Source organism: Sphingomonas mangrovi, from assembly GCF_047975845.1.
GTDB lineage: Bacteria > Pseudomonadota > Alphaproteobacteria > Sphingomonadales > Sphingomonadaceae > Sphingomonas.
Window position 1 is genome coordinate 28,129 of sequence record NZ_JBIUCZ010000035.1, and the last position, 11,459, is coordinate 39,587.

At 67.4% G+C, this 11,459-nt stretch carries 10 protein-coding genes, 1 tRNA gene and 1 riboswitch; of the genes, 1 reads left to right on the plus strand and 10 read right to left on the minus strand.

Annotated features, from left to right (window positions below; translation table 11 throughout):
* Positions 1-33: 33 nt before the first annotated feature.
* The 6 genes from ACBY01_RS14745 to thiC form a co-directional block, all read right to left on the minus strand.
* Positions 34-648 carry an SOS response-associated peptidase family protein gene (locus ACBY01_RS14745; RefSeq protein ID WP_416461696.1) on the minus strand — a complete coding sequence of 205 codons (615 nt, stop codon included), beginning with the start codon at positions 646-648 and terminating at the stop codon, positions 34-36.
* 148 nt (positions 649-796) lie between these two features.
* Positions 797-1,432, minus strand: coding sequence for a DUF2442 domain-containing protein (locus tag ACBY01_RS14750; RefSeq protein ID WP_416461697.1), 636 nt, complete (start codon positions 1,430-1,432; stop codon positions 797-799).
* A gap of 108 nt (positions 1,433-1,540) precedes the next feature.
* Complete coding sequence (locus ACBY01_RS14755) at positions 1,541-1,801, minus strand: DUF2442 domain-containing protein (protein ID WP_416461698.1); 261 nt, start codon at positions 1,799-1,801, stop codon at positions 1,541-1,543.
* Entirely contained in the window at positions 1,785-2,018 is a 234-nt protein-coding gene (locus ACBY01_RS14760) for a DUF4160 domain-containing protein (RefSeq protein ID WP_416461699.1), read from the minus strand. Before ACBY01_RS14760 ends, ACBY01_RS14755 begins: the two co-directional genes overlap by 17 nt.
* Positions 2,019-2,152: 134 nt before the next feature.
* Complete coding sequence (locus tag ACBY01_RS14765; protein ID WP_416461701.1) at positions 2,153-2,926, minus strand: DUF4019 domain-containing protein; 774 nt, start codon at positions 2,924-2,926, stop codon at positions 2,153-2,155.
* Positions 2,927-3,228: 302 nt separating this feature from the next.
* Positions 3,229-5,091 (minus strand): phosphomethylpyrimidine synthase ThiC, encoded by a 1,863-nt coding sequence (gene thiC, locus ACBY01_RS14770; RefSeq protein WP_416461702.1) that lies wholly within the window; start codon positions 5,089-5,091, stop codon positions 3,229-3,231.
* Between the two features lie 40 nt (positions 5,092-5,131).
* Positions 5,132-5,222: riboswitch (TPP riboswitch) on the minus strand.
* 137 nt (positions 5,223-5,359) lie between these two features.
* Between thiC and ACBY01_RS14775 the strand changes: the two genes are divergently transcribed.
* Positions 5,360-5,436: transfer RNA gene (locus ACBY01_RS14775), tRNA-Arg, on the plus strand.
* Positions 5,437-5,462: 26 nt separating this feature from the next.
* Here the strand turns inward: ACBY01_RS14775 and ACBY01_RS17210 are convergent.
* The 4 genes from ACBY01_RS17210 to ACBY01_RS14790 all read right to left on the minus strand — a co-directional run bounded on the left by ACBY01_RS17210 (position 5,463) and on the right by ACBY01_RS14790 (position 10,325).
* A complete protein-coding gene (locus ACBY01_RS17210; protein WP_487247714.1) occupies positions 5,463-6,323 on the minus strand; it encodes a hypothetical protein in 861 nt (286 codons plus the stop codon).
* 22 nt (positions 6,324-6,345) lie between these two features.
* Positions 6,346-8,934 carry a fimbria/pilus outer membrane usher protein gene (locus ACBY01_RS14780; RefSeq protein WP_416461704.1) on the minus strand — a complete coding sequence of 863 codons (2,589 nt, stop codon included), beginning with the start codon at positions 8,932-8,934 and terminating at the stop codon, positions 6,346-6,348.
* A 7-nt stretch (positions 8,935-8,941) separates the two neighbouring features.
* Positions 8,942-9,691 (minus strand): fimbria/pilus periplasmic chaperone, encoded by a 750-nt coding sequence (locus ACBY01_RS14785; RefSeq protein ID WP_416461705.1) that lies wholly within the window; start codon positions 9,689-9,691, stop codon positions 8,942-8,944.
* A 76-nt stretch (positions 9,692-9,767) separates the two neighbouring features.
* Positions 9,768-10,325 carry a hypothetical protein gene (locus ACBY01_RS14790; protein ID WP_416461706.1) on the minus strand — a complete coding sequence of 186 codons (558 nt, stop codon included), beginning with the start codon at positions 10,323-10,325 and terminating at the stop codon, positions 9,768-9,770.
* Between the last annotated feature and the right edge of the window lie 1,134 nt (positions 10,326-11,459).

Genomic DNA, 11,459 nt, shown 5'->3' on the forward strand with positions numbered 1-11,459 from the left:
TACGCCACAATGCGTGCGTGTAGGACAGAGGGGTTAGCGGACCTGGCGGAACTGCAGGCTGCCGGCGGGCAGCGGCTGGCAGCGCTCGGCGGCGGGAACGACGGGGTCGAGCCAGCGGGCGCAGCGATCGAGCGGGAGCACCACGACCTGACGGTGATGATAGGGGGCGACATCCGGGCCGGGCGGGCAGGGGAGCATCGACCACGCCTCCCCCACTTGAGCATCGCTGCGCCAGATGCCGGCGATGCAGAACCAGGGGTGGTCGCGCAGGGAAAAGGCCCATCTCGACTTAGGCGCGCGCTCGGGCTTTGGCTCGCCGGGCGGGGGTGCGGGCGGATTGGTGCATTCGAAGAAGCCGTCGACCGGGATCAGGCAGCGGCTGGCATGCGCGATTCGCCGCCCGTCCGGGCGGACGTTGGTGACCGGCCGGCCGCCGGGGCCGGGCCAGCTCCAGCGGCGGGTGACCATCTCCGCCTCGTGCGGCGCATCGGCGGCGGGGCGAAGGATTTCGACGCGATCGGTGATCCGGAATCCGTCGAGCGGCGCGAAGTTGGGAATCCCCTCCGGAAAGCGCAGCGGGATGCGCAACTGGTGCCAGTCGTCGCGGAGCTGCCCGATCTGGGTGCGGCGATAGGCTTCGTTGCACATGGGGGTTGGGTAGCGCGGTTGAGTGGGGTGGCGAGGGGGCCGAGCAACAGTCGAGGACACCTCTCCAACAGTCAAACGTTTCACGGAACACTACTGATAAGGCGTTATTGTTGACGAGTTACGATTGTCCACCGACACCATCTGTGGGTCAGAAGTATCTCCGAAATCCATTCTTTGTGCGCGTGAAAAACCCTCCTCGAGCCCCAATCTCAACATGACGATAGGGTGTGGAGGAGTAGATGGCATCCCGTTCGTGGAATGGTAGCGGCCGTTCCGCTGGAGGGGAGTCGCTCAAGTGGCGTTCTTCAATCCAAACGATCTTGGAGAAGACACGAGTCTTTACCCATCCATTGCTAGACTCGATGACGACAATGGCGCTGCCATATGCTGACGTGACGCGAACGGCGCTGCTTAGGTCGGGGCTATAGTGTCCATGCGCCTCATCCGAGGTCACATATAGCATCTTCTCATGGCGCCCAGTATCGCTCGAGGCAAGTTTTTCGCATTGGTCAATCAGGATGTCGGTGCGGACTTCTGGTGCGGCTGATCCCAGAAGTAAGTCGTCGCTACTCATCGTTATTCCAAGTCGCGGCCAGTGAATTTGGTAACCGTCTGTGGAACATCGCCAGTCCATGCGATCGCCTTCCACAGCGGTACTCAGCTTGGGATACCAAGAAAGAGGCACGCTTATCGTACGCCCATCGAAAAGCTCAGCGATTAGGCTTTTGCTTGTGCAGCGCACATCCGTCACGCGCTGATCCGAGAATCGGCCTGCTTCTTTCATACTGCACCCATTCGGATCAGAACTATACCTTGGTGGAGCATCATACCGGATGCACCCGCCGCGGCTCCAGCGCTGCAAGGATCCTCCGCTATTCCCTAGAAGAACTAGTCATGCGGTAGTGTGCGCCGACACCCCATTGAGCAATCCTTCGGTGCTCAGATCCTCGTTCAAAGAGGGCCAGTGAATGCCATAGCCACCAGCGCAGGCTTCCCAGATGGCGCGCTGCTCCGGGGCGGCGTGGAGCAGGCGGGGGTACCAGGCGAGCGGCACCGAAATGGTGCGGCCGTCGATCAGGTCGACCGTGAGGGTGGAGTCGTCGCAGCGCACGTCCTGGACGCGCTCGTCCGTGATCCTAGCGGAAATGTTCATGCCATGCCTCCAGCAGCGCCGTTCGATGGTCTGCCACCAAGCGCAATATGGCATTGATCTCCGGCGGCCGGAACCCACGGTTGCGTGCCAACTCGACCGGTTCCAGCCAAGCCTTCAGGGATGCACCGCCGCGGTCGACATGGACATGCGGCGGCTCGTTGGGTTCGTGGCTGAAGAAGTAGAAACGATAGCCTTCGAGACGCAGGACGGTCGGCATCGGAGTTCCTTTCGCGACGCCGGACCATCTATGGCACTAATCGTGATCCGGTCGTGTGCGAAATCAAGCCGATTCCGATGGGGCCCTTTACCGCCGTCAGGTAATCGGCGGGCAGCAGTTCGTGCATGTCCCCCTCACTCAATATAAACCCCCACCACCTTCCAGCTCCCGCCTTCGCGGTCGAGCGACACGGTTTCGGTCGCGCCGTGCTTGTTGGCAAAATCGGTGCGGAAGCGGACCAGATGGTAGCCGTGCGGCGGTGCCGGAATGTCCTGGGCGCTGAGCAGTTGGCGCGACAGCATGCGGCCGAGCGGCACGCGCGCCTGTTCGGAGGCGGCTTGCCAGGCGGCGACGGTGTTGAGCGCCTGAAAGGACTGGCCGGTCGCGGCCCAGCTTTCCTGCCACTTGCCCGCATCCACCAGCGCGAGCCAGTCGGCCGCGGCGCGGGTGACGGCGCTTTCGGTCGCGGACGCGGCGGCGGCGGGCGGGGGGCTGGCGGCCTGGGTGGCGGCGGGGGGCGACTGGGTTGGGCCGGACAGGGCGAGCGTGGTGACCAGAACCAGGAACATGGCGAAACCTCCGATGGCCCAGGCCGCGTTCGGGGGTGAAGGCGGTTCGGGGGTGGGCCGATGCCCGTGCTGCGCGATCGGCGGGGGCGGGGCATCCCCGAACGGCCTGTCCCCTAGGCTTTGGGGGGCGGCTTCGCGCTGGCGGAGCAGGCGCGCGGCCTCCTTGCTGGTGGAGACGGAGAGCTTGCGCCGCGCCTCGCGCAGCCGCTCGTTGATGGTGTGCACCGACAGGCCCAGGTGGCGCGCCATCGACTTGGCGTCATGCCCCTCCAGCAGCAGGCGAAGCGTCTGCTTCTCCTTCTCGGTCAGCGCCTGAAGCCCGTCCACCATCGCCGCCATTCGCTGTCCCTTCGAGGGCGCAGGCTAGGGCGCGGGCGGGGTGCGGGTCACCCCGAAATCTTTGTACCTGGGGGCGGGAGGCTGCTCCGGGGGTGCCGTGAAACGCTTGCGAACCCTCCCGTGCTCCCGCGCAGGCGGGAGCCCAGGGTTGCGTGCGTCAACCGGCGTTGCTCTGCTGGACTCTGGATCCCCGCCTGCGCGGGGATACGGGAGCGGGGAGACGACGCGCTTGCTTCGGCGGTCGGTGGCAGGCGCCGGGATCGGCCCGCCGCAGCATGTCGGTTCGCTGCGGCGGGGCCGGATCACTCGGCGGCGGGCAGGTACACCTCGCTGCCCTTTTCGCGGAAGCGCTCGCTCATTTCCGCCATGCCGGCCTCGGCATCCTCGGCGGCGACGAAGCTCTCGACCGGCGCGTTCTGCTTGGCGGCAAATTCCCGAACCTCCTGCGTGATCTTCATCGAGCAGAACTTGGGCCCGCACATCGAGCAGAAATGCGCGGTCTTGGCGCCTTCGGCCGGTAGCGTCTGGTCGTGGTACGATTCCGCCGTATCGGGATCGAGGCTCAGGTTGAACTGGTCGCGCCAGCGGAACTCGAAGCGGGCGCGGCTGAGCGCGTCGTCGCGCAGCTTGGCGGCGGGGTGCCCCTTGGCGAGATCGGCGGCGTGGGCGGCGAGCTTGTAGGTGACGACGCCGACCTTCACGTCGTCGCGGTCGGGCAGGCCCAGATGCTCCTTCGGCGTCACGTAGCAGAGCATCGCCGTGCCGTACCAACCGATCATCGCCGCGCCGATGCCACTCGTGATGTGGTCGTATCCCGGCGCGATGTCGGTGGTGAGCGGCCCGAGCGTGTAGAAGGGCGCCTCGCCGCACGCCTCGAGCTGCTTGTCCATGTTCTCCTTGATCTTGTGCATCGGCACGTGGCCGGGGCCCTCGATCATCACCTGGACGTCCTGCTCCCAGGCGCGCTTGGTGAGCTCGCCCAGCGTATAGAGTTCGGAGAACTGCGCCTCGTCGTTGGCGTCGGCGATCGAGCCGGGGCGCAGGCCATCGCCGAGCGAATAGGCGATGTCGTAGGCCTTCATGATCTCGGTGATCTCGTCGAAGCGCTCGTAGAGGAAGCTCTCCTTGTGGTGCGCGAGGCACCATTTCGCCATGATCGAGCCGCCGCGGCTGACGATGCCGGTGACGCGCTTGGCGGTCATCGGGATGTAGGGCAGGCGGACGCCGGCGTGAATGGTGAAATAGTCGACGCCCTGCTCGGCCTGCTCGATCAACGTGTCGCGGAAGATCTCCCAAGTCAGCTCCTCGGCGATGCCGCCGACCTTTTCGAGCGCCTGGTAGATCGGCACGGTGCCGATCGGCACGGGCGAGTTGCGCAGGATCCACTCGCGCGTGTCGTGGATGTTGCGGCCGGTCGACAGGTCCATCACCGTGTCGGCGCCCCAGCGGATCGACCAGACGAGCTTGTCGACCTCTGCCGCGACATTGGAGGCGACGGCGGAATTGCCGATGTTGGCGTTGATCTTGACCAGGAAGTTGCGGCCGATCGCCATCGGCTCGGATTCGGGGTGGTTGACGTTGTTGGGGATGATCGCGCGGCCGCGGGCGACCTCGTCGCGGACGAACTCGGGCGTGACGAAATCGGGGATGGCGGCGCCCCAGCTGTTGCCGTCGCGGGTCGCGGCCTCGTGCATCGCGGCGCGGCCGAGGTTCTCGCGCGCGGCGACATATTCCATCTCGGGTGTGACGATGCCGCGGCGGGCATAGTGCATCTGGCTGACGTTCGCGCCGGGCTTGGCGCGCAGCGGGCGCTGGATCAGGCGCGGGAAGCGCGGCACGCCGCCCGACCGATCGGGGCCGAGCTGGCCGTTGTCCTCGGGCCGGATCTCGCGCGCATCATAGGCCTCGACGTCGCCGCGGCCCTCGATCCAGGCGCGACGCAGCTGAGGAAGGCCCGCCATGATGTCGATCGTCGCCGCCGGGTCGGTGTAGGGGCCGGAGGTATCGTAGACGCGCAAGGGGGGCTCGCCCGAGCTGGGATCGAGGTCGATCTCGCGCATCGCGACGCGGACGGCAGGGTTGCCGGGGGCGGGGACGTGCACCTTGCGCGAGCCGCGGATGGGGCCGGTGGTCACGCCGATGGGATTCGCTTCGATGTCTGCCATGTTCCACTCCACATGGAGGAAACGCGCCCTGGCGGACCGCTCCCTCCCTACGCCGGTGTCAGCCGGATCAGGTTCAGCGGGTCGCGGGCTCCTGCCCACCTCTCAACCGCGGCATAGCGGTCCCCCGGGGATGGCCGGGTTGTACGCGCGAACCGCCGCGGCGCCAAGCGGAACTGCGCCGGGGCGGGCGATTGCGGGGCGTGGCGCGGGCTCGCACGAAAACGGCTGGCGTCGGCGCCAAGCCTTTGCTAGGCGCGTCCACCGGCCGGCACCCGTAGCTCAGCTGGATAGAGCGCTGCCCTCCGAAGGCAGAGGCCAGGGGTTCGAATCCCTTCGGGTGCGCCATTTCCCTTCCTGATCGCCCATCACCGTCACAGCGGGCTCAGTTCGAACGTCAGCACGTCCTGGTAGCTGCCGCCCATTCTTCCGCTCACGTCGCCGATGACGATGTCCAGGGGGAGCGATGCCCCTGCCAGCGTGTGCGGTGCTTCGATCCGCCGTTCCGATCGCGCGGAGAGGTCGACCGGCAGATCGGCGATGGCGATGGCGTAGGGAATGCCGGGCGCGTCGGGCACCGGTTCGTCGACCTTCGGGAGGAGAAGGCCGCGATGCTCCGATTCGACGGTCAGTCGCGAGAAGGGGACGTTGGAGCGGACCTGCAGGAACACGCGCCGGGCGAGGCCTTGGCTCAGGATGCCCAGGTCGACCGAACTGATCGTGAGTCCTTCGCCGAACGCTCCCGCCGCTCCCGCGATGTTCATCTGCGACCGGGGGGGCGTGTCGAGCGCGAGCACCAGCGGGACGGCCGATCCGATCGGGACGGCGGCGCCGGGCTCGCGGAGCTCCAGGTTGAGGCTTTTCTGGTGACGGCCCGCAGCGGGGACGCCATCGCCGACGATGACGGCGCTCAGCTGGAGCGGCAGGTCGCCTTTGGCGGGAAGCGCCACCGTCCACACGCCCGGCGTCACCGTCGGCGTGAGCGCGGTCCCCTGGCCGGGGCGCAGCTCGACGATCACCGGCGCGTCGGACAGGCCGACGGTCGCGAGCGTCTGCCGGTTCTCGTCCACGATCGCCACGTCGATGGTGCAGCTTTCCTCGGCGGTATTGGAGACGGTGAAGCCGATGTTCGCCGGGACGCGGGTCGAGACGAACGGGTCGTAGGGAATCAGCGTTTCCGGCGGCGGCGCCGTGATGCGCGGCGAACACGCCCAGCTGCCGGGGGCCGCAGCCAACAGCCCCAGCGTCGCGGCTGCCTCAATCCAGCAGCGCCTCGATCCTGCCCACATCGATCATTCCTTCCTGATCCTCGCGAAGCGCGAACTCGCCGACCGGGCGCCCGCCGATCACGATCCGGTAGCGGCCGGGCGCAAGGCCGTCGGCGACGAAGCGCCCGGCCTTGTTGGTGAAGAAGGGGCGGGACAGCGCCGGGCCGTCGCCGATGCGCTCGACGGTGCCGCCGGCCAGGCCCACCGGCCCCTTCGCGGATGCCAGCACGCCGACCGCCATGCGCGACGCGTCGCTGCCGACCTCGACATGATAGCCGGCGCCCAGGCCGGGGAAGAGGCTGACCGCGCCGGCGCCGATGTCGTAGCCGACCGGAAGCGGATCGATCAGCGTCTCGAACCGCTGGACGCCATAGGCGCGGTCGATCGGCACCAGCGCCGGGCCGAGCACGCCGCTCCTGGCGACCACGCGCTCGCCGGAGGTGACGTCGAGCGCCGACTTGCGCAGCGTCGGATGCCGCGACGCGATCACGAAGCCTTCGGGTGCGGGACGGCCGACGGCGATCTGGCCCCCCGCATAGCCGAGGAAGCTGTTGAGCGCCCAGCTGGACTGCGCGAAGCTCGCCCCTTGCGCGGTGCGGGCGACCGACCGATCGTGCCGGACGATCGCGTCGAACCGGTTGTTCACATAGTTGAGCCGGCCGGACAGCCCGCGCGCATTGCGATCCTCGCCCAGGCGGAGCGCGCCGTTGACGTCGTCCAGCTCGCCGCTCGGCGACCGCGACAACTCGATCTCCTTCAACTCCTGCTGGCTGTCGTAGCGGGCGTTGCCGTAATAGCGGTTGCCGAACCGGATCGAGGCGCCTGCGCTCAGCCGCCACGAGCGCCCGCGGTCGTCGTCGATCTTCGACGCGCCCATCGTCAGGCCGAGCGGGCCGAAGCTGCGCCCGAGCGACACGTCGATCCGCTCGGTGTCGGCGAAGGTGCCGCGGCCGCGCGCATAGGCATAGCCCAGCCCCAGGCTGATCCCCACCGGCGCGCGCCAGTTCGCCTGCGCCGCCACCTGCCACCGCTGCGGATTGCGCGGATTGGGCAGGAAGGCGTCCTGAAAATCGCGGGTGCGGTGCAGGCCGGTCATCACCAGCCGCAGGTCGTTGGCGGCGAGCAGCGAGAACTCGCCGCGATAGTCGACCGACAGCGCGAGCCCGGTGCGTCCGTCGTCGTTGCGCCGGCTGATCGCCTCCTCGACCTGAACCAAACCGAGGCGGGTTCCCCAGACCGCGACCGCGCCGGCCTGGCCCGCGAACCGCGTCGCCTGCGCATGGCCGCCGAGCGTGAGGTTGCTGGCGGCGCCGTGGAGGAAGAAGCCCGTCGCGACCGGGCCGCCGCCGTAGCTGAGCTGCCGTCCCGCCTCGCGCAGGCCCGCCGCGAAGCCGAACTCGGTGATGCCGGGGTTCAAGAGGGCGGTGTCGCTGAAGATGTCGAACGAGGCGATCTCGCGCCGGCCGGCGATGTCTTCGACTTCCAGACGCACCGCATTGGTACCGGAGGCGAAGGGAAAATCCGAAATGTCGTAGCGTCCCGGCTGGAGCAGCAGGGTCCGCGAGCGGACATCGTTGATGAACACCTCGACGGTCGCCTCGCGGTCGAGCGTGAAGGTCTGGCGGCCGACCGGCCGGATGTTTTGAAAGGGTCGGATCGTCGAATAGGCGCGTTCGACGCCCACCCCCAGCATTCGCCCCGACCCTTGGACGCCGAACGACAGCGGGGTGAACTCGCCGGCCGAGACGCGCAGCGCGGAACCGTAGAAGTCCTTGATCAGCCGGAACTCGCGGCGCTGCCACGCGGTCGATCCGGCGCTGCCGTCGTAATCGACGCCGCCGGTCGCGGTCACGCCGTCGAACCCGCCGACGTTGACGAATCCGTTGATCGCGCCGCGCACCGGATCGAAGCCGCCGCCGTCGTGCGCATAGCGCTGGCCGAGCGTCAGGTTGAGCCCGACGGAGAGATCCTCTTGTGGCGGGAACGCCGCCGGGTCGGGCGGCGGTTCGGGTTCGCTGATCGAGATGCGCGACTCCGCCACGCTGGAGACCGGGACGTTCGCGCGCAGCGTCAGCGCGCCGGTATCGAAGCCGAGCTGGAAGCCTTCGAAGCTGAGGTCCGCGAACTCCACCTTCTGGCGGCCCGCCATGCGGGTTTCGATCGCCGACAGCAGCGTCTGGCTGAGCGCCGGCTTCAGAAGGCTCAGCAGCCGTGGCGCATCGACGGCGCCGGAGCCCTGCACGTCGACCTCCACCGAGATCGTGCCGACGAATTTCCCGTTGAGCTCGAGCGGCACTTCCAGGGGGCTGCGCACCGGCGGGCGGGCGGATGCCGTCGGACTGTCCTGCGCCGATGCCGGCTCGCGCGCCGGAGCCGTCGATGCGGGAGGGGGAGCGGGCGCCGAAACGGCAGTGAGTGCCGCCGGTGCGCCCGCGAGCGGTTTCGGACCGGCAAAGGACGCGGATTGGCTGTCCGGAGCGGGGGTCTGGGCGGACGCGGTACACCAAGCGGCGGCCGCGATCAGTGTCAGCGTGCCGACCGGCGCGAAGAGAAAGCCGTCGAGCTCGCTGCGCAGCATGGCGTCGTCACCGGATGGACAGCGCCACCTGGACGGGGCCGGCGAGACTGGTCGTCTCGGCCGACGGAATCCGGATGCGGCGGCTCTGCTTCGGCATCAGCGCCGAAAAGTCGCCGACGTCCAGCTTCTCGGTCGCGAGGTCGACGCTCTGCCCCGCCTGGTCGGTCACGCGCCAGGTGATGTTGTTGAGCACCGCAACCCCGTTGCCGTCGTTGCGCACCGTCATCGTCACGTCGCCGCCTTCCGCCCGGCCGACTTCGGCCACCGCGACCTGAGCCCGCGCGCTTTCCGGCGAGACGATGAGGTGGGTCAGGAAGTTGAAGCTCATCTGCACGTCGGCCGTGGCGCCGCTCTCCGATTCGCCGGTACCGAAGTTGATCGGGACCTGGCCGACCCGGACGCCGTACACGCGCGCTTCGGCAAGGCCGGGATCGCCGACGTAGCGGACCTGGACCGCCTGCTCGGCGCCCGGCTGCACCACCGTCTGGGGCGGGAAGACGAGCAGATCGGCTTCCTCCGGCGATCGGGTGGGCGTGCCGGCTTCGTCGACGGCGACGCGGAACGGCTCGAACTCGAGGGTGACCGGCACCGAACCGGTGTTGCGGATGGTGATGCGGGTGGCAGCGCCGGAGCCGGACGGCGCCATCGTCGCGAGCATCGGCTGCACCTGATAGCCTTGCGCGAAACACGGCGCCGATGCGGCGACGGTCGCGACCAGTGCGACGGCGGCCTTCCAAAGCAGATCTCGCAGCGCCATTCGTTCCTCCCCTCATGAATGAAAGGGGCCGTCCGGACGGACGGCCCCTGCCGCTTCCCAGACCGGAAGCGGACGGTCAGATCGCGGTGACCGTGAAGTCGAACACCTCGCTGTAGGTACCCGCGGGCGCGGCATTCGCCGGATAGAGCGGCGTGCCGTTGAAATCGGGTCCCTGCGGGCCGTTCTCGCCCTCGACGTTGACGTTCATCCACAGCTCGAGCGGAAGGCCGTTGGCGACCGCTTGCGAATAGCCGGCGCGGCTGCGGGTGAAGAGGCCCTGACCTTCGGTGTCGCCCGGTGCGGTGTCCGTGGTGGCGATGGCGAAGGCGGCATCCTGCGAGACGAGGCGCATCGCATAGTTGATGCGGCCGGTCGCGTTGGTCAGGTCGCCGTTCTTGGGGTTGACGATCAGCTTGGTACCGCCGGCAGAGTTGCAGGCGAGCTGCAGGTTGGCGATCTTCTGGTCGGCGGTGAAGGCGACCGTCGCCGTGCCGCTCGACACGTTGGCGAGCCGGACGTCGCAATAGCCCGCGACGGTGCCGTTGACCGTCAGCGAACTCGACTGCGCGAGCGCCGGCGACGCGAAGGCGACGACGGCGGCGACGGTCGAAAGTGCCAGTGCTTTCTTGATCATCTATCCTACTCCGATGCGCTGCTATGAGCGAGTTCAATAACCTCCGATCCCGTGTGCGATCGAAGAGGCTCGAGGAAAGACTATGTCGTCCCTGTCGAACGGCTGACCCCCTGTTCGTGCCCACCCCTTGCTATCCGATTCGGCGAGAAACTTCGTCGGTCGTAGTACCTAGGTAGAAATACATAGCGCCACGGGACCGCTATTCTGAAGACCCATGCTCTATAGACCGCGCCAGCGTCCCGCACCCGAATATCGACGGGACTTACCGCTATGCATCCCCCCCCCACAGTACGGGCGCGTACGAAGCCGCTTTTAGCGGCGGAGTGGATTCGCCGGCGGATTCCCGTCAAGCCGGTACCCAACGCACCGACGTAAGACTTGCCTGCGTGCAAGTTCGACGGGACTTCTCGGGAGACGTTGGTTCGCCCGGAATGCGACAACTTCCCGGCAGGAACCTCTGCTCGCGTAGACTCGTGGTACGACCGAACCTGAGTCACCATTCGTCGGCGTGGTGTATCCGTCTATTTTCTTGCCGAAGCCGAGAACGATGTACCCTTGTGCACGGATCGCTGGTCCCTCGTTGCCGACGGGACGCAGCATATCAGGGCATTCGGGCGACGGTGTGCGAACCTCTTTCGATTCGGACTGAAAGGCAGGGCGGTCGGAGCAGGAGCGCGACCCCTCGCTCTCGCGATTGCCGTTGTTCTTTGGCTGTGTCGAAGGGGGCGCTCGCCTTGCGCGAGCGGCCGGCTGGATGACGGCGCTCACGACCGAGAAGCGGGGCGGGGGCAACTCCAACGTGCCGGCCCTCCCGGGGATCGTGCAACGGGTTGCGGCTCCCGGAAGCCGTCCGGCCTGCGATCTCTCGCGGCGTCCGGAACAAATTTCAAAAAACTGCAACGGAATCGGTTGACGGGTGCGAACCCCTACCCTAAATGGCTCCTCACCGACGGGGCGGCCGCAACGGCCTCGCTTCGAAGGTCCTCAAACGTGAGGTTCCGGGGCGCTTCTCGAAAGAGAGGCGGTTTTCGGCGCCGGCGTTTTGTTCTTTGACATTGTTGGTTTAGATGAAGGGACATGTGGGCGGCGGCTCCGGTCGGCTACGTTTTCAAGGCGTGGTTTGGTCGGTAAAAG